The organism is Ponticoccus sp. (in: a-proteobacteria), assembly GCF_048381735.1.
Genome location: NZ_JBLXGL010000007.1, coordinates 21,681 through 47,237 on the forward strand (window position 1 = coordinate 21,681; position 25,557 = coordinate 47,237).

The 25,557-nt window shown below is 68.3% G+C and carries 27 protein-coding genes and 1 tRNA gene; 10 read left to right on the forward strand and 18 right to left on the reverse strand.

Annotation, left to right across the window (positions count from 1 at the left end; translation table 11 throughout):
- Positions 1 to 21: 21 nt before the first annotated feature.
- The 5 genes from ACN5KJ_RS13075 to ACN5KJ_RS13095 form a co-directional block, all read right to left on the reverse strand.
- Complete coding sequence (locus tag ACN5KJ_RS13075; protein ID WP_418594490.1) at positions 22 to 1,818, reverse strand: ABC transporter transmembrane domain-containing protein; 1,797 nt, start codon at positions 1,816 to 1,818, stop codon at positions 22 to 24.
- 318 nt (positions 1,819 to 2,136) lie between these two features.
- Positions 2,137 to 2,210: transfer RNA gene (locus tag ACN5KJ_RS13080), tRNA-Gly, on the reverse strand.
- Positions 2,211 to 2,450: 240 nt separating this feature from the next.
- A complete protein-coding gene (locus ACN5KJ_RS13085) occupies positions 2,451 to 3,113 on the reverse strand; it encodes an SOS response-associated peptidase (protein WP_347166637.1) in 663 nt (220 codons plus the stop codon).
- The gene (locus tag ACN5KJ_RS13090; RefSeq protein WP_418594492.1) at positions 3,113 to 4,309 is read right to left on the reverse strand and encodes a class I SAM-dependent methyltransferase; all 1,197 of its coding nucleotides are present in this window, start codon (positions 4,307 to 4,309) and stop codon (positions 3,113 to 3,115) included. Before ACN5KJ_RS13090 ends, ACN5KJ_RS13085 begins: the two co-directional genes overlap by 1 nt.
- A 160-nt stretch (positions 4,310 to 4,469) precedes the next feature.
- The gene (locus ACN5KJ_RS13095) at positions 4,470 to 4,769 is read right to left on the reverse strand and encodes a DUF1992 domain-containing protein (protein ID WP_418594494.1); all 300 of its coding nucleotides are present in this window, start codon (positions 4,767 to 4,769) and stop codon (positions 4,470 to 4,472) included.
- A 134-nt stretch (positions 4,770 to 4,903) separates the two neighbouring features.
- Between ACN5KJ_RS13095 and ACN5KJ_RS13100 the strand changes: the two genes are divergently transcribed.
- Entirely contained in the window at positions 4,904 to 6,799 is a 1,896-nt protein-coding gene (locus ACN5KJ_RS13100) for an acyl-CoA synthetase (protein ID WP_418594495.1), read from the forward strand.
- 448 nt (positions 6,800 to 7,247) lie between these two features.
- On the opposite strand, the gene ACN5KJ_RS13105 is transcribed toward ACN5KJ_RS13100, so the two are convergent.
- Positions 7,248 to 8,804, reverse strand: coding sequence for a bifunctional metallophosphatase/5'-nucleotidase (locus ACN5KJ_RS13105; RefSeq protein ID WP_418594497.1), 1,557 nt, complete (start codon positions 8,802 to 8,804; stop codon positions 7,248 to 7,250).
- Positions 8,805 to 9,288: 484 nt separating this feature from the next.
- On the opposite strand from ACN5KJ_RS13105, the gene ACN5KJ_RS13110 reads away from it, so the two are divergent.
- Genes ACN5KJ_RS13110 through arsC form a run of 3 tightly spaced genes read left to right on the forward strand, consistent with a single transcriptional unit; the run spans position 9,289 to position 11,017 of the window.
- Positions 9,289 to 9,627, forward strand: a complete 339-nt coding sequence (locus ACN5KJ_RS13110) for a DUF952 domain-containing protein (RefSeq protein ID WP_418594498.1) — start codon at positions 9,289 to 9,291, stop codon at positions 9,625 to 9,627.
- Complete coding sequence (locus ACN5KJ_RS13115; protein WP_347166634.1) at positions 9,624 to 10,682, forward strand: quinone-dependent dihydroorotate dehydrogenase; 1,059 nt, start codon at positions 9,624 to 9,626, stop codon at positions 10,680 to 10,682. The genes ACN5KJ_RS13110 and ACN5KJ_RS13115 overlap by 4 nt, the downstream gene beginning before the upstream one ends.
- Positions 10,673 to 11,017: an arsenate reductase (glutaredoxin) gene (arsC, locus tag ACN5KJ_RS13120; protein WP_418594500.1), complete on the forward strand. Its 345-nt coding sequence runs from the start codon at positions 10,673 to 10,675 to the stop codon at positions 11,015 to 11,017. The genes ACN5KJ_RS13115 and arsC overlap by 10 nt, the downstream gene beginning before the upstream one ends.
- A gap of 144 nt (positions 11,018 to 11,161) precedes the next feature.
- On the opposite strand, the gene ACN5KJ_RS13125 is transcribed toward arsC, so the two are convergent.
- The 3 genes from ACN5KJ_RS13125 to ihfB all read right to left on the reverse strand — a co-directional run bounded on the left by ACN5KJ_RS13125 (position 11,162) and on the right by ihfB (position 12,622).
- Positions 11,162 to 11,821 (reverse strand): phosphoribosylanthranilate isomerase, encoded by a 660-nt coding sequence (locus tag ACN5KJ_RS13125; protein ID WP_418594502.1) that lies wholly within the window; start codon positions 11,819 to 11,821, stop codon positions 11,162 to 11,164.
- 156 nt (positions 11,822 to 11,977) lie between these two features.
- Positions 11,978 to 12,337: a lipopolysaccharide assembly protein LapA domain-containing protein gene (locus tag ACN5KJ_RS13130; RefSeq protein ID WP_418594504.1), complete on the reverse strand. Its 360-nt coding sequence runs from the start codon at positions 12,335 to 12,337 to the stop codon at positions 11,978 to 11,980.
- Between the two features lie 3 nt (positions 12,338 to 12,340).
- Complete coding sequence (gene ihfB, locus ACN5KJ_RS13135) at positions 12,341 to 12,622, reverse strand: integration host factor subunit beta (RefSeq protein ID WP_023849055.1); 282 nt, start codon at positions 12,620 to 12,622, stop codon at positions 12,341 to 12,343.
- A 330-nt stretch (positions 12,623 to 12,952) separates the two neighbouring features.
- Between ihfB and ACN5KJ_RS13140 the strand changes: the two genes are divergently transcribed.
- Complete coding sequence (locus tag ACN5KJ_RS13140; RefSeq protein ID WP_418594506.1) at positions 12,953 to 13,648, forward strand: ZinT family metal-binding protein; 696 nt, start codon at positions 12,953 to 12,955, stop codon at positions 13,646 to 13,648.
- Between the two features lie 298 nt (positions 13,649 to 13,946).
- Here the strand turns inward: ACN5KJ_RS13140 and ACN5KJ_RS13145 are convergent, their stop codons facing one another.
- Complete coding sequence (locus tag ACN5KJ_RS13145; protein ID WP_206563198.1) at positions 13,947 to 14,267, reverse strand: hypothetical protein; 321 nt, start codon at positions 14,265 to 14,267, stop codon at positions 13,947 to 13,949.
- Positions 14,268 to 14,454: 187 nt separating this feature from the next.
- A complete protein-coding gene (rpsA, locus tag ACN5KJ_RS13150) occupies positions 14,455 to 16,131 on the reverse strand; it encodes a 30S ribosomal protein S1 (RefSeq protein ID WP_206563197.1) in 1,677 nt (558 codons plus the stop codon).
- Between the two features lie 548 nt (positions 16,132 to 16,679).
- Here rpsA and ACN5KJ_RS13155 point away from each other — a divergent pair.
- Positions 16,680 to 16,895 carry a hypothetical protein gene (locus tag ACN5KJ_RS13155; protein ID WP_418594508.1) on the forward strand — a complete coding sequence of 72 codons (216 nt, stop codon included), beginning with the start codon at positions 16,680 to 16,682 and terminating at the stop codon, positions 16,893 to 16,895.
- Positions 16,896 to 16,925: 30 nt separating this feature from the next.
- On the opposite strand, the gene ruvB is transcribed toward ACN5KJ_RS13155, so the two are convergent.
- The 3 genes from ruvB to ruvC all read right to left on the reverse strand — a co-directional run bounded on the left by ruvB (position 16,926) and on the right by ruvC (position 19,192).
- Positions 16,926 to 17,951, reverse strand: coding sequence for a Holliday junction branch migration DNA helicase RuvB (gene ruvB / locus ACN5KJ_RS13160; RefSeq protein WP_418594510.1), 1,026 nt, complete (start codon positions 17,949 to 17,951; stop codon positions 16,926 to 16,928).
- A 90-nt stretch (positions 17,952 to 18,041) separates the two neighbouring features.
- Complete coding sequence (ruvA, locus tag ACN5KJ_RS13165) at positions 18,042 to 18,707, reverse strand: Holliday junction branch migration protein RuvA (RefSeq protein WP_418594512.1); 666 nt, start codon at positions 18,705 to 18,707, stop codon at positions 18,042 to 18,044.
- Entirely contained in the window at positions 18,704 to 19,192 is a 489-nt protein-coding gene (gene ruvC / locus ACN5KJ_RS13170; RefSeq protein WP_347166626.1) for a crossover junction endodeoxyribonuclease RuvC, read from the reverse strand. The genes ruvA and ruvC overlap by 4 nt, the downstream gene beginning before the upstream one ends.
- 313 nt (positions 19,193 to 19,505) lie before the next feature.
- On the opposite strand from ruvC, the gene ACN5KJ_RS13175 reads away from it, so the two are divergent.
- On the forward strand, positions 19,506 to 19,757 hold the full coding sequence (locus tag ACN5KJ_RS13175) for a DUF1127 domain-containing protein (RefSeq protein ID WP_347166624.1): 252 nt from the start codon (positions 19,506 to 19,508) through the stop codon (positions 19,755 to 19,757).
- A gap of 141 nt (positions 19,758 to 19,898) precedes the next feature.
- Here the strand turns inward: ACN5KJ_RS13175 and ACN5KJ_RS13180 are convergent, their stop codons facing one another.
- The 4 genes from ACN5KJ_RS13180 to ACN5KJ_RS13195 all read right to left on the reverse strand — a co-directional run bounded on the left by ACN5KJ_RS13180 (position 19,899) and on the right by ACN5KJ_RS13195 (position 23,231).
- Positions 19,899 to 20,243, reverse strand: coding sequence for a hypothetical protein (locus ACN5KJ_RS13180; RefSeq protein ID WP_347166623.1), 345 nt, complete (start codon positions 20,241 to 20,243; stop codon positions 19,899 to 19,901).
- A gap of 115 nt (positions 20,244 to 20,358) precedes the next feature.
- On the reverse strand, positions 20,359 to 21,231 hold the full coding sequence (locus tag ACN5KJ_RS13185) for a 50S ribosomal protein L11 methyltransferase (RefSeq protein ID WP_418594513.1): 873 nt from the start codon (positions 21,229 to 21,231) through the stop codon (positions 20,359 to 20,361).
- A 242-nt stretch (positions 21,232 to 21,473) separates the two neighbouring features.
- On the reverse strand, positions 21,474 to 22,703 hold the full coding sequence (locus ACN5KJ_RS13190) for an MFS transporter (RefSeq protein ID WP_418594515.1): 1,230 nt from the start codon (positions 22,701 to 22,703) through the stop codon (positions 21,474 to 21,476).
- A 66-nt stretch (positions 22,704 to 22,769) separates the two neighbouring features.
- Entirely contained in the window at positions 22,770 to 23,231 is a 462-nt protein-coding gene (locus ACN5KJ_RS13195) for a cupin domain-containing protein (protein WP_418594517.1), read from the reverse strand.
- A gap of 168 nt (positions 23,232 to 23,399) precedes the next feature.
- On the opposite strand from ACN5KJ_RS13195, the gene ACN5KJ_RS13200 reads away from it, so the two are divergent.
- From ACN5KJ_RS13200 to ACN5KJ_RS13210, 3 genes are all read left to right on the forward strand, one after another.
- Positions 23,400 to 24,062, forward strand: coding sequence for a class I SAM-dependent methyltransferase (locus ACN5KJ_RS13200; RefSeq protein WP_418594519.1), 663 nt, complete (start codon positions 23,400 to 23,402; stop codon positions 24,060 to 24,062).
- 231 nt (positions 24,063 to 24,293) lie between these two features.
- On the forward strand, positions 24,294 to 25,355 hold the full coding sequence (locus ACN5KJ_RS13205) for a YeeE/YedE family protein (protein ID WP_418594520.1): 1,062 nt from the start codon (positions 24,294 to 24,296) through the stop codon (positions 25,353 to 25,355).
- A gap of 64 nt (positions 25,356 to 25,419) precedes the next feature.
- A complete protein-coding gene (locus ACN5KJ_RS13210; RefSeq protein ID WP_418594522.1) occupies positions 25,420 to 25,554 on the forward strand; it encodes a hypothetical protein in 135 nt (44 codons plus the stop codon).
- The last annotated feature ends 3 nt before the right edge of the window (positions 25,555 to 25,557 follow it).

The window sequence follows — 25,557 nt, forward strand, 5'->3', positions numbered from 1 at the left end:
TCCATCGCCCGCGGCAGGCGCCTATTCGGCCGCCACGCCATCGGTAAATTGCAGCCGGGCGAGGCGCGCATAAAGACCGCCCTCCGCGACCAGCGCATCATGGGACCCGGTGGCGACGATCCGCCCCTGATCCATGACCACGATCCGGTCCGCCTTCTTCACCGTCGCGAGACGGTGCGCCACGATCACCGTGGTCCGGCCCTCGGCCAGCCTGTCGACGGCGGCCTGCACCGCGCGCTCGCTCTCGGCGTCCAGCGCGCTTGTCGCCTCGTCCAGCAGCAGAACCGGCGCGTCGCGCAGGATCGCGCGGGCAATGGCCACGCGCTGCTTCTGCCCGCCCGACAGCATCACGCCGCGCTCGCCCAGCCATGTGTCGTAGCCCTGCGGCAGCGCCGTCAGGAAGTCATGCGCCGCCGCCGCGCGGGCCGCCGCCTCGACCTCTTCCTCCGAGGCATCGGGACGCCCGAAGCGGATATTGTCCCGCGCCGAGGCGGCGAAGATCACCGGGTCCTGCGGCACCAGCGCCATATGCGCGCGGAAGGCGTCGCGGTCCATCGCGTCCAGCGCCACGCCATCCAGCGCGATCCGCCCCGCCGCCGGGTCGTAGAAGCGTTGCAGAAGCTGCACCACCGTCGTCTTGCCCGCCCCCGAGGGGCCGACCAGCGCCACCGTCTCCCCCGGCGCGATGCGCAGGGTGACCCCTTCCAGCGCCGAGACATCGGGCCGCGTCGGGTAAGAGAAGCGCACGTCCTCGAAGGTGATCTCTCCGCGCACCGGCTGCGGCACGGCAACCGGCGACACAGGATCGCGCACGCTGTCCTCGACATGCAGCAGTTCGACCAGCCGTTCGGTTGCGCCGGCGGCGCGCTGAAGCTCTCCGAAGACCTCGGACAGGGCGCCCACGGCCCCCGCCACCATGACCGAGTAGATCACGAACTGGATCAGCGTGCCCGCCGTCAGACCGCCCGCGCGCACATCCCAGGCCCCGACCCAGAGCACGCCGACGATGCCGGTGAACACGAGGAAGATGACGATCATCGTCATCGCCGCGCGGGTCCAGATGCGGCGCCGGGCGGCATCGAAGCTTTTCTCGGTCACCTCGGAGAAGGCCGCCCGCGACAGCGCCTCGTGGGTATAGGCCTGCACGGTCTGCACGCTTGTCAGCGCCTCGGACGCATTGCCCGAGGAGGCGGCGATCCAGTCCTGGTTCTCGCGGCTCAGCACCCGCAGGCGGCGGCCCAGCGTCAGGATCGGCACGATCACCACCGGCACGATCAGCAGCACCAGCCCGGTCAGCTTGGGCGAGGTGAAGAGCATCAGCACCAGCCCGCCCGAGAACAGCAGGATATTGCGCAGCGCGATCGAGATCGACGAGCCGATGACCGAAAGGATCAGCGTGGTGTCGGTGGTGATGCGGCTCAGGACCTCGCCGGTCATGGTGCGTTCGTAGAAGGCGGGCGACAGGCCGATGACCTTGTCGAAGACCGCCTTGCGGATGTCTGCCACCACCCGCTCGCCCAGCCGCGTGACCAGCGCGTAGCGCAGCGCCGTGCCCAGCGCCAGCAGCGCGGCAATGGCCAGCGCCGCGCCGAAATACTTGTCCAGCAGCGCCCCGTCGGCATTGTTGAAATTGTCGACCACGCGGCGCACGGCCATCGGCAGGATCAGCGAGACGCTTGCCGTCAGCACCAGCGCGGCAACCGCCGCAAGCATGAGCAAGCGATAGGGGCGCAGGAAGGGCCAGAGCGCCCGCAGCGATCCAAGCCGCTTCGACTTCTCGCGTTCTTCCGCCTCGACCGACAGTCCGCCGCGCGCCATGGCGCCCCCCTTCGTTCCGCTTGTGCCCGACGGGTTTTGCCCGCCCATCCCCGAAGGTCAAGGTCTGCATTGACGCGGGCACGGGGGCGGGCGCGGGCGGCAGCGCTGGCCCCGCCCCGGCCCGGACGCGCCGGGGGCGGCCCCGGCCCGGCGGTGGTGATGTCCAGGGCGCCAAGGCGCGGGGGCGCGACGCCGGGCAACGCCCCGGGATCGCCTGCCTGGGCCTCAGGGGATCACCGCACTGCCGTCACCGCGGCAAAACCGCGGCGTCCCGCCTTCGGGCGCGGCTTTTCAGGGGATCTGTCGGAAGGGCGATCCTGGAGCGGGCGACGGGAATCGAACCCGTATCTCTTGCTTGGAAGGCAAGGGTCTTACCATTACACAACGCCCGCTCGATCACGTCGCGTGTTAGGGCATGTGGTTTTGAGGGTCAAGGCTGATCTCGCGGCGGCCCTGCCACGGCCCTGCGCCATGCGGGTCTGCCTGTCCGCACGACCCGGCGGTGCGCCCTTCAGGGCAGGGTATCCGGAAAGGACCGGCACCGCCCCCCCTTGCCGGCTCGCCCCTGCGCCACCCTGCCGGACCGAGACCGGGCGGAGGCAGCGCAGGTCTCTGCCCGGGGGCCGGAGGGATCAGTCCTCGAAGGGCTCGATCAGCTCGGGCCCGCTGGCCCGGTTCGAATTCACCGCCCGCGACACCCGGTGCATGGTCAGCGCCCCCTCGGGGGCGGGCTGCATCAGCGTCGCGGCGCCGGTGCCCTGCTCTCCCAGCCATTTGCCCCAGTCGTCCGGCGCAAGGATCACCGGCATCCGGTGGTGGATCGCCGCCATCTGGTCATTGGCGGCGGTGGTGACGATGGCGCAGCTGCGATACCGCTCTTCGCCCTGCTCCCAGTCCTGCCAGACCCCGGCAAGGACCAGCACCGCGCCCTCGACCGGGGCGATGTACCAGGGCAGGCGGTTGCCCTCGGCGTCCTTGGTCCATTCGTAGAAGCCCGTGACCGGGATCAGGCAGCGCCGTGCGCGACAGGCCTCCCGGAAGGCGGGCTTCTCGGCGATGGTCTCGGCGCGCGCGTTGATCAGAAGCGGCCCGTCATTGGTCGCCTTGTACCAATGCGGCAGGAACCCCCAGCGCATCGGGACCAGCCGCCGCCCCGCCCCGGCCATGACGACAGCGATGTCGTTGGTCGGACAGACATTGTGGTTCGGAACCGGCGGCAGATCGTTGGCGGGCGCGGCGTTGAACAGCTGCGCCATGGCATCGGGCGGCAGCGTCACCGCGAACCGCCCGCACATCAGCGCGGCAATCCCAGCGAGGAATAATGCAGGATGCCATGCGCGATGAACTCCCGCGCCAGCTTGGGCCAGACCATGTTGAACCGCAGGGGGTCCATCCCGGCGACCCTGGCGATCTCTCCCAGCGAACGGCGGCTGTCGATGGCCGCCACCAGCGGCGCCGTCTCGCGCGGCAGCTTCAGCTGCACCTTCTGCTCGACGATGGTCAGCGGCAGCACGCGGCCCTGCGCCACCATCTTCGCCAGCGGGCGCATGTCGCGGATGGCGATGCGCGGCACCAGATGCGATTCGCCGCCCGGCAGGGGCCGGTCCTCATCGTCCGGCACGAGGTAGCCGAAATGTTTCTTCATCGTCCCGCGCAGCTTCTCGGCCGTGGCCATGGCGGTCACGTCGTCCATGCCCGCAGGCCGCGACACGATCCGAGACAGGTCATACTGGGCGGGCACGCAGAAGCTCTGCAGCCGCCAGCCCGAGGCGGCGCAGGTCTCGAAGACCTTCGCCACGTCGAAGGGCGTGTCCTGCCCGTGCAGAAGCAGATCGTAGAACCCCGCGTCCGAGACCCTGTGATCGTTGACGTTCAGGTTGGCGCGGAAGGGATGGCCCTCGGGCAGGCCCTTCACGATCTCCTTCGCGCGATGCAGCCGCACCTGCGGGTCCAGCCCCTCGAAAAGCGCGGCAAAGGCCTGTTGCAGGGGATAGACCCCGGAGCGTCCGTAAGGCGCATAGACCATGAAACCCATGCCGCCGCCCGGCGCCACGGCGGCCCGCAGCGCGGCAAAGCCGGCGGTCGGATCGGGCAGATGGTGCAGCACCCCGCAGCAATCGATATAGTCGAAGGGGCCATGGTCGGCGGCATCCAGCAGGCTGCCGGTGACGAAGGTGATGCCGGTCAGCCCGCGCGCCTCTGCCCGTGCCTCGGCAATCGCGCGCGAGGCCTTGGAGAGGTCGATATAGGTGATCTCGTAGGGCGCCCCCGCGCTGGTCATGACCTGCGCCAGCTGGATCAGCGCGTCCCCGGTGCCGCCCCCGGCCACCAGCACGCGCAGCGGCTGCGACCAGTCGCGCTGCCCGCGCCACAGCCAGTGATCCATCTCGAAGGGATGCGAGGGCGAACCCATGACCAGCCGCTTCGCCTCATCCGCCGGGTCACGGTCGGGATAGGGATAGGCTTCGTATTGTTCCTTGACCGAGACCATGCGCGCTCCCTCTCTTGCACCGCGCCCATTTGCCCCCGATTGCCGCCGAGGCACAAGGCCCTGCCACCCCGGCGCTCCCCCGTCTTCTTCTGTCCGCAAATATCCCGGGGGGCTGCGCAGCAGCGGGGCAGCGCCCCCTCCCCGGCTGCCACACCGCGGCTCAGCGCCGCTTCGCGATCTCGATGCGGGCCTCCAGCAGCGACATCTCGGTGATCAGGCGGCGCCGCTCGGTCCGGTCGGACGCATCCCGCAGCTCGGCACGCAGCCGCTCCAGTTCGCGCGACAGCGACACCACTTCGGGCACCGCGCCGTTCTCCGCCATGATCCGGTGCAGGACCGCGTTCTCCGGATCGTCGCAGGGCGGCAGCGGCCTGCCCGCCCCGGGCAGGTTGTCGAAGGCGCCCTCGGCCTCGGCGGCGGCGATCCTCGCGGAAATCAGGTCGATCAGCGGATGGTCCATGCGCAGGCATCCTGCCACGCCCGCCCGCGCGCCGCAACGCTGCGTCAGGACACCCTGCCGCGGCATCGCCTGCCCTTGCGCAGGGGGCCGATCAACCGCACACTGCGACAAAAACGCGGGGAGGAGATCTGGCCATGTCTTACGCGGGAATGGATGACCGCAATGCCATAGAAGCGGAAATGCCGTGGGAAAACCGCGACATGCCAAAGACGCTCTGGGGCCAGCTGACCCGTGTCTCGGATCGCTTTCCGCAACGGCCCGCGGTCAGTTACCAGTTGCTGTCGGGACCGACCGACAAGGCCGAAACCATGACATGGGCCACGCTTCGGGACCGCACCGCGCAGGCGGCCAACCTGTTCCGCAGCCTCGGCATCGGCGAAGAGGACGTGGTGGCCTTCGTGCTGCCCAACTGCAACGAGACGGCCACCACGCTGCTGGGCGGGATGGTCGCGGGCATCGTCAACCCGATCAACCCCCTGCTGGAGCCGGAACAGATCGCCGCCATCCTGCGCGAGACCGGCGCCAAGGTCGTCGTCACGCTGAAGCCCTTCCCGAAGACCGACGTGCCGCAGAAGGTCCACGAGGCGGTGCGCCACGCGCCCGGCGTGCAGACCGTGCTGCAGGTCGACCTGAACCGCTATCTCACCCCGCCCAAAAGCTGGATCGTGCCGCTGGTCCGACCCAGGCTGGAGGGCGCGCGTCACGCCGATTACCTCGACTTCAACCGCGAGGCCGCCCGGCAGTCGAAGACGCTCGACTTCGCCGACAGCGCCGGCGACCGCGTCGCCGCCTATTTCCACACCGGCGGCACCACCGGCATGCCCAAGGTCGCGCAGCACCTCTATTCGGGGATGCTGTACAACGGCTGGCTGGGCGCCACGCTGCTGTTCTCGGAAGAGGACAGCGTGATGTGCCCGCTGCCGCTGTTCCATGTCTTCGCCTGCCACGTGATCCTGATGGCAATGCTCTGTTCCGGCGCGCATGTGGTCTTCCCGACGCCCGCCGGCTATCGCGGAGAAGGCGTCTTCGACAACTTCTGGAAGCTCTGCGAGCGCTGGAAGACGACCTTCGTCATCACCGTGCCCACCGCCGTCTCGGCGCTGATGCAGCGCAAGGTCGATGCGGATATCTCTTCGGTGAGGACGGCGTTCTCTGGCTCTGCCCCGATGCCGCTGGAGCTGTTCAAGCGCTTCGAATCCTCCTGCGGGGTGACCATCTGCGAAGGCTACGGCCTGACCGAAGCCACCTGCCTTGTGGCGGTGAACCCGCCCGACGGGGTGAAGAAGGTCGGCTCCGTCGGCATTCCCCTGCCGCATACGGACGTGAAGATCCTGAAGCTGGCGGATGGCGCGCCGGTCGAATGCGGCACCGACGAGATCGGCGAGATCTGCGTGTCGAACCCCGGCGTCTATCCCGGCAGGACCTATACCGAGGTCGCCAAGAACGCCGAGCTCTTCCATTTCGACAAATACCTGCGCACCGGGGACCTCGGGCGGATCGACGCGGACGGCTATCTCTGGATCACCGGGCGCGCCAAGGACCTGATCATCCGGGGCGGCCACAATATCGACCCCGCCGAGATCGAGGAGGCGCTGCTGGCCCACCCCGCCGTCGCCTTTGCCGGCGCCATCGGCCAGCCGGACGCGCATTCCGGCGAATTGCCCTGCGCCTATGTGGAGCTGGTGGAGGGCGCCGAGGTCACGGAGGCAGAGCTTCTGGAGCATGCGAAGGTGCATGTCCACGAGCGGGCGGCGCATCCCAAGCACCTGACGATCCTGCCGGAACTCCCCAAGACGGCGGTCGGCAAGATCTTCAAGCCCGACCTGCGCAAGCTGGCGATCACGCGTATCTACAACGGCGCTCTGGAAAAGACGGGCTGTGCGGCGCGGGTCGCTTCGGTAATCGACGACAAGACCCGTGGTCTGGTGGCGCAGGTCGAGGCCAATGGCGCGACCGAGGCCGAGGTCGGCAAGGTGCTCGGCGATTTCGTGCGGCCCTGGGAGTGGGCCGAAGAGAAGGCCGTGGCCTGAATTAACCTTTCGTTATGGGGTAAACCGGCCGGTTCAAAGCGCTTTACCGGCCGGTTTGCATAATTTCGTAAACGGCTCTGAAAAGCGCTTTGGGCGTCGCTCTGCCGCGGGTGCCGAGCCGCGCATCGCCGGGCCTCGGATCGGCGATCCAACGGCTGAGCCTCGCACTTTATCCCAGCCAAGTCCGTAGACCCTACGAACGGAGCACCATCATCGGACAAATCGCCGGGCCGGGGGGAGGCCCGGCGATGCGCGGCGGCCTGCGGCCTTGATTCCGCGCTGGGTGGGGGATCAGGTCGTTGGAGATCAGGGACATGTTGCGGCAGTCTGGCGGGGATGCCCGCAGCGAACGCGCGGAAGGCTCTGTAGCGCAATCCACCGCCCCATAGAAAAACGCCCCCGCAGCAGCCTGCGGGGGCGTTCCGAAATCAGCACTCCCGAAGGACGCTTACTCCATGATCTTGATGCGACCGTCCGTATAGGGCGTGTAGGGCGCATTCTCGGCGAGGTACTCCGCCGTCACATCGGCAAGGTCGGGGCCGAAGTCATAGGCATTCTCGGCCTGCACGAACATCGCGTAACCGTCGCCGCCGTTGCGCACGTAGTTGTTGGAGACCGCGCCGTACATCTTTTCGGGGTCGATGGGCGCGCCGCCCACCATGACCTCGGAGATCCGGCTGCCCGGCTCTGCCGAAGGATCGACGGTGAAGGTCAGGCCCGCCACCTGCGGGAAGCGGCCGCCGCCCTCTTCGATCTGGCTGACCCCGTTTTCCAGCGCCTCGACCACGGTCGAGCCGGTCACCTGGAAGGTCGACAAGGTGTTCTGGAACGGCAGCACCGTCAGGACCTCGCCCATGGTCACCTCGCCCGCGTCGATCGAGGCGCGCAGACCGCCGCTGTTGGCAATGGCGATCTCGACGCCCTGATCCTTGACGCGGTCCAGCATGGCATCGGCCACCAGGTTGCCCATCGAGCATTCCATCGCGCGGCAGACGTCGCGGTTGCCCTCGACGGCCTCGGAGGTCTCGGCCACGACCTCGTTGCGGATCTCGTCCAGCGGAGCCGCGGCCTCGCCGATGCGCGCCTTGACCGCCTCGTCCTCGGTCACCGAGGCATCCATCAGCAGCGGGCCGCCAGAGGCTTCGGTCACCACACCCTCGTCGTCGAAGGTCACGTTCAGCTCGCCCAGATACTTGCCGTAGGCGTAGGCCTGCACGATCTGCACCCCGTTCACCACGGTCGGATAGGCGCCCGCCGCACCGTCCATGGTCCCCAGAAGCGTGTTGGAGTGGCCCCCCACGATCACATCGACGCCAGTGGTGTTCTGGGCCACGCGCTGGTCGACGCCATACCCCGAGTGCGACAGCACGATGATCTTGTTCACGCCCTGCTCGGTCAGCTTGTCGACCTCACCTTGCACCGCGTCCGAGGGATCGGTGAAGATGATGTTCGGACCGGGCGAGGCCAGTTCGTCGGTGTCCTGCGGGGTCAGACCGATCAGCCCCAGCTTTTCGCCGCCCCGCTCGATCACCGTGGACTTCATCAGAACGTCGGCCAGCAGTTCCTCGCCCGAGACATCGGCGTTCGACATCAGCACCGGGAAATCGACGGCATCCATGAAACCGCGCAGCACCTCGGGGCCGTCGTCGAATTCGTGGTTGCCCACGGTCATCGCGTCGTAGCCCATCTGGTTCATCATCTCGGCGGCGAGCTTGCCCTTGTAGTAGGTGTAAAACAGTGTGCCCTGGAACTGGTCGCCGCCGTCCACGAGGATGTGGTTGTTGGTCCGCGCCTTGGCCTCGGAAATCGCGGTCATCAGGCGAGCCGAGCCGCCAAAGCACTCGCCCGCGTCGTTATCCTCGGACGAACAGCCCGAGTCGTATTTCGAGATCGGCTCGAAGCGCGCGTGAAAGTCGTTGGTATGCAGGATGGTCAAGGAATAGTCGGCCTGTGCGGCTCCGGCCATCAGGGCCAGTGCGGCAGCGCCGGACATAAGACGGATCATGGGAACCTCTCCGTTGGGTTGTGTAATGTGAAACAGCAGACCCCGGTTGGACCAAAGAGTCAAAGGATGATGCGCGGTATCGCTGCGGCAGGTGACAGCGGCATGACCGCCCTGCCCCTTGGGGCGCCGGGGCGGCATCCCGCGCGCCCCTGCCGTCGGGAAGAAGGACCGCCGGAGGGTGGCCTGCGGTTCACCCCGCAGGGTGCCGCCCTCGACAACGGCCTGACCCCGACGGCCCAGGCGCTGCCACCACCTGCGGCGGCCGCGCCTCGGCGCTGGCCGCCGTCGCGGCCGGACGCCCGGCCTCCTCGGCGCGCTTTGGGCACGGATGGCAGATGGCCGCCCGGGCCTCGGGGTCCACGACGCGACAAGCGGCCCCACCGCCACGCCCCGCCCCTGCTGCCGGACGCCCCCGGCACAGGGCCTGCGATCCGGCGCGACGGCCCGCTTGACCCCCCGGCACGGTCCGGGCCAAAAGCGGGCCATGCTGATCTACAAGATTCTCCGGGCCGAGGAATGGGCCGCCCTGCGCTCTGACAAAGAGACCCCCGGCGCGCCCGTCGACGTCGCCGACGGCTTCATCCATTTCTCCACCGCCGAACAGGCGCGCGAAACGGCGGCCAAGCACTTCGCCGGGGCCGAGGGGCTGTTCCTCGCCGCGCTGGACAGTGACCGCCTGGGCGCCGCGCTGACGTGGGAAGTCTCGCGCGGGGGGGCGGAATTCCCGCATCTCTACGGGCCGCTCAGGCTGGAGGATGTGGTCTGGTGCCAGCCCCTGCCGCTGGAGGCGGGCGCCCACAGGTTCCCGGAGGGCTTCGCATGAAGATCGTCGAACAGGCCGGGCTGGCCTTCCTGCGCCGCATGGACCCGGAAACGGCCCATGGCCTCGCGATCCGCGCCTTGCAGATCGGCGCCGCCCCCGCGCCCGGGCTTGTGACCTCGGACCGGCTGCGCTGCGCGCTGGCGGGCCTGGCGCTGCCGAACCCCATCGGCCTGGCGGCGGGCTTCGACAAGAATGCAACCGCGCTTCAGGGCCTGTCGCGCGCGGGCTTCGGCTTTATCGAGGTCGGCGCCGCGACGCCGCGCCCGCAGCCCGGCAATCCGAAACCGCGCCTCTTCCGCCTGACCGAGGACCGCGCGGCGATCAACCGCTTCGGCTTCAACAACGACGGGATGGAGGCCATCGCCGGGCGCCTGATGACCCGTCCGCGCGACATGGTGCTGGGGCTGAACCTCGGCGCCAACAAGGACAGCGCCGACCGCGCCGCCGATTTCGCCCGGGTGCTGGAACGCTGCGGGCCCAATCTCGATTTCGCGACCGTCAACGTGAGCTCTCCGAACACCGAGAAGCTGCGCGACCTGCAGGGCCGCGAGGCGCTGGTGGCGCTGCTGGAGGGCGTCATGGCGGCCCGCGCCGGGCTGGAACGCCCGATTCCGGTCTTCCTGAAGATCGCCCCCGACCTCGACGAGGCCGGGCTGTCGGATGTGGCCGAAGTCGCGACAGAGACCGGCATTTCCGGCATCATCGCCACAAATACTACGCTGGCGCGCGACGGCCTGCACTCGGCCTTCGCCTCGGAAGCGGGCGGCCTGTCCGGCGCGCCGCTCTTCGAACGCTCGACCCGGGTGCTGGCGCGGCTGTCAGAGCTGACCGGCGGCACCCTGCCGCTGGTCGGCGTGGGCGGCGTCAGCTCGGCAGAGCAGGCCTATGCCAAGATCCGCGCCGGGGCCTCGGCGGTGCAACTCTACACAGCGCTGGTCTACGGCGGGCTGAGCCTCGTGCAGGAGATCGCGCAGGGCCTCGACGCGCTTCTGGCGCGGGACGGCTTTGCCTCGGTGGCGCAGGCGGTCGGAACAGGGCGGTCGGAATGGCTGTGATCCTCTGGCACAACCCGCGCTGCTCGAAATCGCGCGAGGCGCTGGCGCTGCTGCAGGCCCGCGGCGTCGCGGTGACCGAACGCCGCTACCTCGAGGACGTGCCCACCCTGGCAGAGCTGCGCGCGGCGCAGGCCCGGCTGGGGCTGACGGCGATGGAAATGATGCGGATCAAGGAACCGGCCTTCAAGGCGCGCGGCCTGTCCCCCGACAGCGACGAAGCGACGTTGCTGGCGGCCATGGCGGAAGAGCCGAAGCTGATCGAACGCCCCCTCGCCTTTGCCGAAAAGGGCGCCGTGATCGGCCGCCCGCCAGAGCGCGTGCTCGACATCCTGTGACGCCCCGGACCCGGGTCCCCTGCGCGGCCCCCGACAGAGGACGTCTCCGCACCTCTGGTCCCACATAACCGGCGCCCGGATCCCGCGGCAGGCCCGCTGATGCCGCAATAATCCGCCCGCAGCCCCCGCAACCGGCAAGGCGGCTTACAGGCGCGGCACCGGCACGGCCTGCGCGGCCTTCACGAAAGCGCGGATCAGACCGTGGTCCTTGACGCCCCGCGCAACCTCCACCCCCGAAGAGACATCCACCTGCGGCGCCCCGGTCAGCTCGACGGCCCGCCCGACCACCTCGGGCGTCAAACCCCCCGCCAGCATCCAGGGCCGCGTCCAGCGCCGCCCGGCCAGCAACCGCCAGTCGAAGGCAAGCCCATTGCCGCCGGGCAGTTCGGCCCCCTTCGGCGGCTTGGCATCGACAAGGATCTGATCCGCGACGGCGGAATAGCGATCCAGCGCCGGAAGATCCGCCGCGCCACCGACCCCCACCGCCTTCATCACCGGCAGGCCGTAGCGCGCCCGCACCTCGGACACCCGCTCCGGCGTCTCGCGCCCGTGCAGCTGCAGCATGTCCAGCGGCACCGCTGCGCACAGCGCATCCAGCAGGGCGTCATCCGCATCGACGACCAGCGCCACCTTCGCCAGCCCGACCGGCGCCGCCTGCGCCAGGGCCCGCGCCTCGGCGATCTCCAGATGCCGCGGGCTTTTCGGAAAGAATACGAAGCCGCCATAGGCCGCCCCGACCTCTGCCGCCACCGCCACGTCGTCAGACGTCTTCAGGCCGCAGATCTTGACGCGCACATCCGCCATGCAGTCCCCTGCTTCTTTGGTCTCAAAATACCTCGGGGGAGCGCGCACGCGCGGGGGCAGAGCCCCCGACCCCCTTTCAACGCAAGCCTCGTCAGCCCGCGCCGTCAGACAGGACGATCGGGCGCAGGGCGGGGGGTCACCCCACCCGCCGCAAGCTCAGCGCGACTGGTCCAGAATCGCCAGGACCTCGTCCTTGTCCTTGTCACGCTCGGCCTGGGTCTTCTTCAGCTCGCGCTCCAGCTTGCGGACCTCGCTGCCCTTGCGGCTGGCTTCCGAGCGGTACTTGTATTCCCGCAGCCACTCGAAAAGCTCACCCAGCGCGAAGCCCAGCAGCAGCCCGCCCAGCACCACCGCGAAAAGCGGCAGCTGCACCGACACGCCAAGCCAGCCGATCTGGGGAATCGCGGCCAGACCCTCGGGCAGGGTGCTCAGCGTCACCGGCTCCAGGTTCGCCACGCAGACAACCGTCAGGACGATCAGGAGGATGGCGTAGATGGCATAGCGGATATAGCGCATGCGTCACTTTCCGTTCAGGCGGTCCCGAAGAAGCTTGCCGGTCTTGAAGAAGGGGACATGCTTTTCCTCGACCTCCACGGCCTCGCCGGTGCGAGGGTTGCGGCCGGTCCGGGCATCCCGCTTCTTGACCGAAAAGGCCCCGAAGCCCCGCAGCTCGACCCGGTCGCCCCGGGCCATGGCATTGGTGATTTCCTCGAAGATCGTGTTCACGATCCTCTCGACATCCCGCTGATACAGGTGCGGGTTCTCGTCCGCAATCTTCTGGATAAGTTCGGAGCGGATCATCTTGGCACATTCCCCCTGAGGCGGCGCGGGTTCTCCCGCAGCTTTGGCGAACTATACGCAGCGACATGCGAAACGGAAACAGTCATAAAGGGCGGAAAAGCAAGGTCTTGCAGCGGTTTGGGGCCTCGTCGCCCGCGATTGGCAGGGTTGACGCCCTCTGCGCCCGCAATCGGCGCGCGCCGTAAAGCACCCGGGCGATGCCTTCCGGCGGGCGATTCGGGCGCGGGAGGGACGGCCGGGCGGCCAGGCCGCGACGAATGCGGCTTGCAGAGCGGGCCTTCTCGGGCTACTCAGTGCAATGTTATTTCATAACATATCGGAGAGACCGACATGACCCCCCATTTCACGCGATTGATGGCCGCTGCCGCCCTCGCCGCCCTGCCCCTGACGCTGATGGCAGAAACGACGGACAAGGCCCATGACCACGCCGGTCACGACCACGGCCACGATCACGGACACGACCATGGGCACGACCACGCGGACGAAGCCGCCGAGCGGGTTCACGCCGGCCAATTCGAGGATTCACAGGTCGCCCCGCGCGCCCTTTCCGACTGGGAGGGCGCCTGGCAGTCCGTGCTGCCCTACCTGCTGGACGGCACGCTCGACCCGGCGATGGCGAAGAAGGCCGAGTCCGGCGAGAAGACCGCCGAGGCCTACCGCGCGTACTACGAGGTCGGCTACGCAACCGAGGTCAACGCCATCGACATCGAAAACGGCCGCGTGACCTTCTCCAGCCCGGAGGGCAGCTATGGCGCGGACTACGTCTCGGACGGATACGAGATCCTGACCTACGACAGCGGCAGCCGCGGCGTGCGCTACATCTTCCGCAAGGCCGGTGGCGACGCCGAGGCGCCGGGCTTCATCCAGTTCAGCGATCACCGCATCGCGCCCGAGAAGGTGTCGCACTACCACATCTATACCGGCGACGATCGGGCCGAAGTGCTCAAGGAACTGACCAACTGGCCGACCTACTATCCCGCAGACTGGAGCGGCACGGACATTCTGCACGACCAGCTGGCCCACTGACCAGTCCCGGGCAGGGGCCGTCGAGGCCCCTGCCCCCCCTTTGCGAGGGCCCGGGCCGCCGCCAGGTGGCGCCGCATTCAGAGCGGCAAAGGACATGCGGTGCCGCGAGGCACCGATGCCGGTCCACCGCAGCCTCCGAAGCCCGGGCTGGCGCCCGATGCGGACCGGGGCCGGCGATCAGGGCGGCGCGCCAGAATCAGTCCCTGTCCGCATGCTGATAGAATAGAACGCCCGCACGGGGCGGGGCGAAATCCCGTGGACGGGATTTGCAAATTCCTTCGAAGGAATTTGCCCCGCGCTACTGGCAGACCGCCGCGAATTCCGTGCGGCCCTGCTCATCCGTCTTGCCCGGCTTGAAGTAGATCATCCGCATCCCGGCCTCGTCGCAGGTCATGGCCGCGCGCTGCTGCACCTCGGCCGCCTGCCAGGCAGAGCCGTAGCGCCCGCGCAGCTGGTTCTGGCCCTTGACCGTAACCGCCTTCATGGTCAGCCCGGTGCCGCCGGCGGGCGCGCGCTCTTGCCGGTATTCGGTGCTGTCATCGGGAATGACGATCTGCTCCTGCGCCGCAAGGGGCGCCGCAAGACCGAGTGCCAGACCAAGTGCCAGAAATCTCGACATGATGTCCTCCCGCAAAATCCGCTCTGGAGGAAAGCAAAATCGGCAGGCCTTGGCGAGAGGGAATCGCAGATCCCCGCCTCCTGCCGCGGCGCGGGATGGCCAGCCTGCGCGGCACCGCACAGGGCGGAACCAAAGAAAAAGGCCCCCGCGCGGGGGCCTTTTCCGTGTTCCAGAGAAGCGGGGTCGCTTACTCGTCGCGCTTCAGAGCCGCGCCGAGGATGTCGCCCAGCGACGCACCGGAGTCGGAGGAGCCGAACTGTTCCACGGCCTCTTTCTCTTCGGCGATCTCGCGTGCCTTGATCGACAGGCCCAGACGGCGGGTCTTCATGTCGATGTTGGTGACGCGGACGTCGATCTTGTCACCGACCGAGAAACGCTCGGGGCGCTGTTCGGCACGATCCCGCGACAGGTCGGAGCGGCGGATGAAGGACTTCATGCCTTCGTATTCCACCTCGATGCCGCCGTCCTCGATGGCCGTCACTTCGACGGTCACGATGGAACCGCGACGCACGCCGCCGGTCGCCTCGGCGAACTTGTCGCCGCCCAGAGCCTTGATCGAGAGCGAGATACGCTCTTTCTCGATGTCGGTCTCGGACACGACCGCCTGAACGATGTCGCCCTTGCGGTATTCCTGGATCGCCTCTTCGCCACGCTGGTCCCAGCTGAGGTCGGAGAGGTGAACCATGCCGTCGATGTCGCCTTCGAGGCCGATGAACAGACCGAATTCGGTGATGTTCTTGACTTCGCCCTCGACCTGCGTGCCCTCGGGGTGGGTCTCGGAGAAGACTTCCCACGGGTTGCGCATGGTCTGCTTGAGGCCCAGCGACACGCGACGCTTGGTCGGGTCGATTTCCAGCACCATGACGTCGACTTCCTGCGAGGTCGACACGATCTTGCCGGGGTGCACGTTCTTCTTGGTCCAGGACATTTCCGAGACGTGAACGAGGCCTTCGACACCGGCTTCCAGCTCAACGAATGCGCCGTAATCGGTGATGTTGGTCACGCGGCCCTTGTGGACCGAGGCCAGCGGGTACTTGACCGCCACCAGATCCCACGGATCTTCCTGCAGCTGCTTCATGCCGAGGGAGATACGGTGGGTTTCCTTGTTGATCTTGATGACCTGGACCTTCACGGTCTCGCCGATCGACAGGATCTCGGAGGGGTGGTTCACACGGCGCCATGCCATGTCGGTCACGTGCAGCAGGCCGTCAACGCCGCCGAGGTCGACGAATGCGCCGTACTCGGTGATGTTCTTGACCACGCCGTCAACCGCATCGCCTTCCTGCAGTTTGCCGATGACTTCGGCGCGCTGCTCGGCGCGGCTTTCTTCGAGGATCGCGCGGCGCGACACAACGATGTTGCCACGGCGACGGTCCATCTTGAGGATCTGGAACGGCTGCTTGAGACCCATCAGCGGGCCGGCGTCGCGCACGGGGCGCACGTCAACCTGCGAACCGGGCAGGAAGGCCACGGCGCCGCCGAGGTCGACGGTGAAGCCACCCTTGACGCGGCCGAAGATCGCGCCTTCGACGCGGGCGTCGTCGGCATAGGCCTTTTCCAGACGGTCCCAGGCTTCTTCGCGGCGGGCCATCTCGCGCGAGATGACGGCTTCGCCACGGGCGTTCTCCGCGGCGCGCAGGAAGACCTCGACTTCGTCACCGACGGAGATGTCGGCGTTCTCGCCCGGGTTTGCGAATTCCTTGAGATCGACGCGGCCTTCCATCTTGTAGCCGACGTCGATGATGGCCTGGCCCGCTTCGACGGCGATGACCTTGCCCTTGACCACCGAACCTTCATCCGGCGTGTCCATTTCGAGGCTTTCATTAAGGAGGGCCTCGAATTCCTCCATGGTTGCGTTAGCCATGTGGCTCCATGTTCCTTTTCAACGGTTTTACTGGCCGGGCGGTTGTCTCCGCCGGTCTGGCTTGGTCACTGAAGGCGCCCACGATACGGGACAACACACAAAAACAAGAAGGGCCGGTGAAAACCCGACCCTGCCCGATCCCTGCTCGCGGCGTTTGCGCCTTGTCGACGGGCGCGCATATACCGCAATACGCGGCTGCGATCAAGCCCGGCCATGTGATCGCCCCCCCGACGCCCCGGCCCGTCGCCACGCCACGCCACGCCACGCCACGCCACGCCACGCCACGCCACGCCACGCCACGCCACGCCATCGAGGTGGGGGCAGAGCATGGCGATGGCAAGCGGCGGCCGGGCGGATAGCGCATGCCCTTTCAATCGCGCCCGCCCTCCGCCCCTGTCCGCCCCTCACCGGGGGCGCCGCGCAGGGGCCGGTTTCGGGTCATTGCGGGACGCCGCCCCTTCACAGGCGGCGATTCCGCGCTATCTAATGTAAACAATCGTAACATTCGGCGCGCCCCTGGCCCGCCGCCAAGTCCGGAGCCTGCACAGATGAACTATGTCCTGGCCCTTTTCCTGCCGCCCCTGTCGATCCTTCTGACCGGGCGGCCCATCCTGTCGATCATCGTCTTCCTGATCTGGATCCCGGCGATCCTGCTCTCGGGCGGCCTGACGCACCCGATGTTCATCGCGCTGGCCTGGGTGCTGATCTACCAGTCCGGAGAGGAACGCCGCACCCGCCGCATCGAACGCGCGGGCTATCGCTGAGCCGGGGGGCGCCGGGCGCGCAACGGCGCGCTAGTCCCCGAACAACTGGCCCTGCCCCGGCGGCCTCGGCGCGGCCAGTCCAAGATGCGTCCAGGCCTTGGCCGCCAGCATCCGACCGCGCGGGGTGCGCTGGATCAACCCCTGTTGCAGCAGGTAGGGCTCGACCACTTCCTCCAGCGCATCGCGGCTTTCCGAGAGCGCCGCCGACAGCGTCTCGATCCCCACCGGGCCGCCGCCGTAGTTCTCGGCGATCAGCCGCAGGTAACGCCGGTCCGCACCGTCCAGCCCCATGGAATCCACACCCAGCCGCGTCAGCGCATTGTCGGCCAGCGCCTGCGTCACCACACCTCCGCCCTCGACCACGGCAAAATCCACCACCCGCCGCAGCAGCCGCCCGGCGATCCGGGGCGTCCCGCGCGAACGCCGCGCGATCTCCAGCGCACCGTCGCCCTGCATCTGCACGCCCAGCTTGGCCGCGTTGGTGTTCACGATGACCTCCAGCTCGGGCACCGTGTAGAAATTCAGCCGCGTCGGGATGCCGAAGCGGTCGCGCAGGGGCGTCGTCAGCAGGCCCAGCCGGGTCGTAGCCCCGACCAGCGTGAAGGGCTGCAACTCGATCCTGACCGTGCGCGCTGCCGGTCCTTCTCCGATCACGAGGTCCAGCTCGTAATCCTCCATCGCCGGGTAAAGCACCTCTTCGACGGCGGCATTCATGCGGTGGATCTCGTCGATGAACAGCACGTCGCGGGCGTCGAGGTTGGTCAGGATCGCCGCAAGATCGCCCGCCTTGGCCAGCACCGGGCCCGAGGTCATGCGAAAGCCGACCCCCAGCTCGCGCGCCATGATCTGCGCCAGCGTCGTCTTGCCAAGGCCCGGCGGGCCGTGAAACAGTGTGTGGTCCATCGCCTCGCCGCGCTGCCGGGCGCTGTCGATGAAGACCCGCAGGTTGGCGCGCGCCTCGGCCTGGCCGACGAAGTCGGTCAGCATCTGCGGGCGCAGCGCGCGGTCGCGATCCTCGGGGATCGGTTCGGGCCTCAGTGTCGGGTCCGGTTCCATGGCCTTGCCTCACTCTGCGCGGCGCGGGTCTTTGGCCCGCTGTCCCCGCCTCACTTCGTAGGGTGGGTCCGCGACCCACCGTCCCCGCCGTCAGCCCTTCGGCGCCAAGAGCTTCAGCGCCGCGCGGATCAGCGCCGCGGTGTCCGCCTCTGGCGCCTCGCCCGCCGCCTGTGCCACGGCGCCCGCCGCCTCGCCCGGGCCATAGCCCAGGTTGCCAAGCGCCGACAATGCCTCGGCCTGGGCCGAGGCCGAAGGCATCGGGGCGGGCGCGACAGGCGCGGCGGGCTCGATCACCGCATCTGCGTCCGGGGCCGCAGACGGCGCGGCGACGGCAGCGCCCGCCCCCATCGCCATGACCATCGGCGCCTTGTCCTTCAGCTCGTTCACCACCCGCTGGGCGGTCTTCGGGCCGATGCCCTTCGCCGCCTTGATGGCGGTCCAGTCGCCCAGTGCCAGCGCGCGGCTGACGCCGTCCGGCCCAAGCGCGCCCAGCATCGCCAGCGCCGCCTTGGCGCCGACCCCCTGCACCGTCATCAGCAGGCGGAACCATTCCTTTTCCACCAGCGTCGGAAAGCCGTAGAGCTGCAACAGGTCCTCGCGCACCATCAGGTCGGTGAACAAGGCCGCCGCCTCGCCCGGCGCCAGCCCCCCCAGCACCCGGTCGGTGCAATAGACCACGTAGCCCACGCCGCGCACGTCGATCAGCGCGTGATCCTCGCCCTTGTAGACGACCTGCCCCGCGATGCGCCCGATCATGCCTTCACCCGCAGCGCCGTGCCGGCGCCGTAGAAGGAATGGCAGATGGCGATGGCCAGCGCATCCGCCGCGTCGGCGCTGTCGAAACTGGCGCCCGGCAGCTGCATCTTCACCATGTGCTGGATCTGCGCCTTGTCCGCATGACCCACGCCCACAACCGTCTTCTTGACCTGATTGGGCGCGTATTCCCCGACCGCCAGGCCGAACTGCGCCGGCACCAGCAGCGCGATCGCCCGCGCCTGGCCCAGCTTCAGCGTCGCCACCGCGTCCTTGTTGACGAAGGTCTGTTCGACCGCCGCCGTATCCGGCGCGAGACGGGCGCAGACCTCGGACAGCTGCCGGTGCAGCGACAAGAGCCGCTGTGCCAGATCGCCCTTGGCGGTGCGGCAGGTGCCGTTCGCCAGATGCCTCAGCTTGCCGTTCTGCGACTCGATCAGCCCCCAGCCGAGGTTCCGCAGCCCCGGATCGATGCCCAGTATCCGCATCGCTGCCTCACTTTGTTGTTATTGCGCCACGACTAGCACGAAAGAAGAACAAACGCCAAGGCCAATGCGTGAAAGGTCAAAGGCGACGCTCCGTCACCCCTTCGCGACAGACCTTGTCCATTCGCGCCACTTCATGGTCCGCAAACGACATGTTTTCAGGCGGATTTCTGCCAGTCATAACAGCGGCTTAACCTCCTCCGACGGCATGACGGAACTGCATGGCGCCTATGCATTTTGCGCGCCTTGCCGGAGCAAATCGCCCAATCTATGTGCGCTTTGCAAACGAACGCCACCCCTGATGAAGGAGAGCCCCATGGCCTATTACTCTGATCGCCCCATTGCCAACGCGGGCTCTGCCGCTGGCATCGGCGGCCTGTTCAACGCCGCAGTGCGGACCTACGGGACCACCGAGCCCAAGCGCAGCCTGCTCGCCTCGGCCTTTGCCGCCTTTTCCGCCTGGAACGACCGGCGCCTGACCCGCAAGACGCTGATGGCGCTGTCGGATCGCGAGCTGGAAGACATCGGCCTGACCCGCGGCGACATCGAGACCATCGCCCGCCGCTGAGCGGGCAGCCAGACAGGGTCCGGTTCCGCCGAGTTCGTTGGCGGAACCGGACCCTTTTTCACGTCTGCCCCGCAGAAAAAGGCCGCATCGCCCGAGGGCAGGATGCGGCCTTTTCAACTGTCGCGGGCAAGGCTGTGCGGATCAGGCGAAAAGCGGTGCAACCAGCGCGGCAAGCGCCCGGGTGACCGGGTCGATCTGCATCAGCCAGGCACCGGCGCGCTCGTAGACAGAGCCCTCTGCCAGATGTGCCAGATGCAGGCTGTAGGCCTCGGCGCCGAGCCCGGTCAGCACCATCACCTTGAAGCCCATGAAGACAACCAGGGCAAAGCTCAGCAGGCGCAGGCCGATATCGCCCAGCTTGTCGTCGGGTTCCTGAACGATCAGGCCGTCGCTCTTCAGCCTGTTGCGATACCCGCGCGCCATGCGCAGGTGTTTCTTGCGCAGCGCCGCGTCACGCTTGCGGAAATTGGTAAGGGCGTCGCTCATGGCAGTCTCGTATGCTCCGGCCCCCACCGGATATGTCGAGAATTAGCCCCTGATTGTGGCGATACTTGGGCGACGCCTTCAATTTAACGCAGTTTCGACGCAAGCGCGCCTTGCATCACGCCGGTTTCTGCAAGGTCAGCGTGACCCAGTCGCCGATCACGCGGCGGGTTTTCTCGTGGATGCCCTGGCTTGCATAGGCGGCCACGACCTCTTCGGCCTGCCGCGTCAGCAGACCCGAGAGAATGGCATAACCCCCGGCGGCAAGATACGCCGCCATGTCGGGCGCAAGATCGATCAGCGGCTGCTTGAGAATATTGGCGAAGACCAGGTCGTAGGGCGCCCGCTCCGCCAGCGCCGGCACGTCGAAGCCTGCCGCCTCGACACAGGTCACGCGCCCCTCCAGCCCGTTGGCCCGCACGTTGGCCTCGGCCACCTCGACGGCAACCGCGTCGATGTCCGAGGCGATGACCGGATCCGGCCAGATCCGCGCCGCCGCCATGGCCAGAACCGCCGTGCCGCAGCCGATATCCGCAACGCTGCGCCCGGTGAAGCCCTCTGCGGCCAGCGCGTCCAGCGATTCGAGGCAGCCCTGCGTGGTGCCATGGTGCCCGGTGCCGAAGGCCATGGCGGCCTCGATCAGCAGCGGCTCCGAGCCTTCGGGGATCTTGTCGGCGTCATGGCTGCCGTAGACGAAGAAGCGCCCCGCCACGACCGGGGTCAGCTCGCGCCGGACCTTGTCGACCCAGTCGGTGTCCGGCACTTCGGAGACCACGAAGGGCTTCGCGGCAAAGCCCGCCGCCAGCAGCGCCAGTTCCACGCCGTCCGGCTCTTCCAGAAAATAACCGCCGACTTCCCAGGTGCCGGAGCCGTCCTCGATCTCGAAGACGCCGACGCCGGTGGGTTCCGGGTCCATGCCCTCCATCGCCTCGCCCAGGGCCTCGGCGGCGTCCTTGTCGGAAAGCTTGGTGAAAGCGGTGAAGGTGGGCATGGCGGGACTCCGTCTGGGGTTGGTCAGCGGGTAGGCGCAGCGGGGGCGAAGGTCAAGCGCTGCGAAGCCTGGACCCAGGCCATGCGCCGCGCCACCGGCAGAATGCGCGACATCGCCTTGATCCCGCGCCGGGAGGCCGAGAAGGCCCAGCCCTCCAGAGAACCGCGTCCCGCCCTTCTTCTGTCCGCAAATATCCCGGGGGGCGGCCGCAGGCCGGGGGGCAGAGCCCCCGCTGCCGTCGCCTATTCCGCCGGAGCCGCCTGCATCCGGCAGAAGATCGTCTCGTTGCCCGGTTCGGGGTGGCGCGGGATCAGCAGCGCCAGACACAGGCTGGTGGCCGCCATCCCCGCCGCGAGAAGGAACACGGAGCCCGGCGAGACCAGCCAGAGGACCCCCAGCGCCGCAGGCAGGAAGACCGCCGCGATATGGTTGATGGTGAAGGCCACGGCGGCGGTGGGCGCGATATCGCCCGGGTCGGCGATCTTCTGGAAGTAGGTCTTCAGCGCCAGCGCCATGGCAAAGAACATGTGGTCCACGACATAGAGGATCGAGGCCAGAAGCACGCCCCAGCCGAACCAGTAGATCCCGCCATACAGAAGGAAGACCCCCACCAGCCCGATGTATTCGAAGGTCAGCGTGTTGCGCTCGCCGAACTTGAAGACCGCGCGGCCGAAGACCGGGCCGATCATCATGTTGGCGACGAGGTTGATCAGGTAGAGCGCTGTCACCTCGTGGACTTCGAAGCCGAACCGCTCGACCATCATGAAGCCCGCGAAGACCACGAAGATCTGCCGCCGCGCGCCCGACATGAACTGCAGCGCGTAATACAGCCAGTAGCGCTTGCGCAGGATGAACTTCTTGACCTGCGGGTTCGGGCTTTCGAACTGCGGGAAGGCCAGCGCGCAATAGGCCACGATCAGCAGCGTCACCCCGCCCGAGGCCATGTAGACCGTGTTGTAGGACAGGCCGAAGGCCTCCCAGGTCATGACGATCAGCCCGTAGGCCACCAGCGTGGCGCCCGATCCGGCGGCGATCAGCCAGCCCAGCACCTGCGGCGCCACCTCCTTGCGCAGCCATTGCAGCTGCAGCGACTGGTTCACCGTCTCGTAGTAGTGGAACCCGATGGAACTGAAGAGCGTGATGAAGAGGATCCCGCCCATGGTCGGGAACCACGCGGTCACCGCCGTCGCCACCCCCAGAAGGGCTAGGGACAGCAGCGCCAGCACCTGCTCGCGCATCACCATGATCACCAGAATCACCCCGATGGCGAGGAAGCCCGGGATCTCGCGCACCGTGTGCAGCCAGCCGATGTCGCCACCGTCGAAATCCGCGACCTCGATGACAAAGTTGTTCAGCAGCGCCGACCAGGTGGCGAAGCTGAGCGGCATGGCAATGGCCATCATGAAAAGGAGCGTGCGCGGGCGCCGCCAGATCGGCAGGGCCCGCGCCTCGTGCAGGGGAACCGGTGTCATGGCTTTTGCATTACGCCGGGAACCGGGCACTGGCGAGAGGCTTTTGCCTGCGCCAGCGCACAAGGCTCAGGCCGTGGACGCGCTGAACCTGTATTCGACCTCGGCAAAACTGTCGCGCGGGAAGACGTAGAGAAAGCGCAGCCCCGCGTCGCCCGCCACGGTGCCGTGCTCGGCCTCGGCGGGAATGAACAGCGCCACGCCCGGCGTCAGGTCATGCGCGACGCCGTCCACGGTGACGGTGCCCCGCCCCGAGAGGCCGTAGTAGATCTCTGCCGGGCCGTGGCGGTGCGGCAGCAGCGTGCCCCCGGGGCCGAACTCGGCGACGCCCATGGTCATGCCGCTGGTGGCGGTGCGGTCGGCGCTGAACAGCGTGCGCCAGCGCAGGGTGCCGAAGGCCGGATCCTCTCCGCCTTCCAGCGGGGCGTGGTCCGCATTGGCCACGACCGGCATGGCCGCCAGCACCCCCGCAAGACCGGCCAGCCCGTTCGCGGCGGCATCCCCCTGCAGCCCGTCGCTTCCCTCCGTCATCGCCGCGCCTCCAGACCTCTGCCAGACCCTCACGGCCCTACAGATAGGCCCGCCGGGCACCGCGAGTCTGCGCCGGAAGCGACAGTGCATGTCGGGCGCGCCTCACAAAGGCGGGCCTGCATGCGGTTTCGCTTGACGGGCGCATGCGGCGGGCGCAGAGGCCGCGTCATGATCAACCCGTATGACGCACAGGATTTCCACGCCAAGGCCATCGCAGAGGGCCGTCACCGCGCCATCGTCGGCGGGCGCTGGGATGAAACCGGCCGGGCGCAGATGGCCCTGTTGCGCGATCACGGTCTGAAGCCGCATCACCACCTGCTGGATATCGGCGCAGGCGCCCTGCGGCTGGGCTGCAAGGCGGTGCCCTGGCTCGACCCCGGCCACTACCACGCCACCGACGCCTCGCGGGCACTGCTGCTGGCCGGGCACGCCATGGAACTGGACGACCCCGGACGCCTGCCGGAAAGCCACCTGATCGAGGATGCGGAATTCGCTTTCCCCGGCCTGCCGGACACGATCACCCATGCCATCGCCTTCGCGGTCTTCCCGCATCTGCCGCCGGGCTACCTGCCGCGCGCGCTGACGAACCTGCGCCGCTTTCCCGCGCTGGAAACGGTCTTCTTCACCGTCTTCCTCGCCCCCGATGCCGAGGCCGCCGCCGGTCCGGTGCGCCAGCCCGACGGGGTGGTGACCCATGCCCTGCGCCCGCCCTACCATGTGCTGGCCCACGACGTGGCGCAGATCGCCCGCGCCTGCGGCTGGCAGGCCCTGCGCGACCACCGCATGCTGCCCCGGGGACAGGCGCTGTATCTGGCGAAACCGCTGGACTGACCAGGCAACGCCGCCTTTGCGACCGGGCGCGGCCCGCCTGCCGGATCGCGCGACACCGAAGCGCCAGCCCGGCAGCGGGACAGCGGGACAGCGGGACAGCGGGACAGCGGGACAGCGGGACAGCGGGACAGCGGGACAGCGGGAAAACATTCGCCTTTCCTGATCTGTATCAAGACGCGGGCGCCCTGCCCCTGCCATATCCTCCGCATTCCCTCGGGACAGGAGGCCCTCATGGACATCGTTCCGCTGCTCGACCGGATCGGAGAGGCGCCCACGGCGGCGCTTTTCGGACTGATCACCGGCGTCGTCTTCGGCGTGGCGGCGCAGCGCTCGCGCTTTTGCCTGCGGGCGGCGGTGGTCGAATTCGCGCGCGGCGGGCTGGGCGACAAGGTGGCGGTCTGGCTGCTGACCTTCTCGACCGCGCTGGTCTGGGTGCAGGGCGCGCGCCTGCTGGGCCTGTTCGAGGTCGGCGACGCGCGGATGCTGGCCGTCCCCGGCAGCTGGTCCGGCGCGGTGATCGGCGGGCTGCTGTTCGGCGCCGGCATGGTGCTGGCGCGCGGATGTTCGGGCCGCCTGCTGGTGCTGGCGGCAACCGGAAACCTGCGCTCGGTCGTGTCGGGCCTGATCTTCGCGGTGGTGGCGCAGATGGCGCTGACCGGCTGGCTGGCACCGCTGCGCGACCGGCTGGCCGCGCTCTGGATCACGCCGGGCGGCCGCAACCTCGACCTGTTGCCCGCCCTGCACCTGCCCGACGGCGCCGGGCTGGTGCTTGGGCTGGCCACGGCGCTGCTGGCACTGGTCCTGTCGCGCCGCAACCGGATCGGCGCGCGGCGGCTGGTCTTCGCCTCGGGCGTGGGTTTTGCCGTGGCACTGGGGTGGTATCTGACCTACGCGCTGTCGCTGTCCGCCTTCGAGCCGGTCGCCGTCGAAAGCCTGACCTTCACCGGCCCCTCCGCCAATACGCTGATGTTCTTCCTCGACCGCCATGCGGCACTGGAATTCGACATCGGCCTCGTGCCCGGCGTGGTGCTGGGCTCTTTCCTCTCAGCCCTGCTGGCCGGAGAGTTGCGGTTCCAGGGGTTCGAAGGCCCGACCCCCATGCGCAACGCCATGATCGGCGCGGCGCTGATGGGATTCGGCGGGATGCTGGCGGGCGGCTGCGCCATCGGCAACGGCGTCACCGGGGCCTCGGTCTTTGCGGGCACGGCATGGGTTGCGCTCTGCGCGATGTGGGCGGGCGGCATCGTCACGGACATGGCCCTGCGCGGACGCGGTCAGGTCGCGACGGCATAACCGGCGACGGATCCCCGGCGGCGCTGCGTATCACCTGACACGCCACCCGCCGGAGAAAGCCGCCGTGAACCCCCTCGTCCTTATCCTTCCCGTGACCTCCATCGCCCTGCTGGGCGGCGCAATGCTGCTGTCGCAGAGCCTGTCCCAGCCGGACCCCGCGCCGCGCCCCGCCCCTGTCGAAACGATGCTTCTGGACTGACCG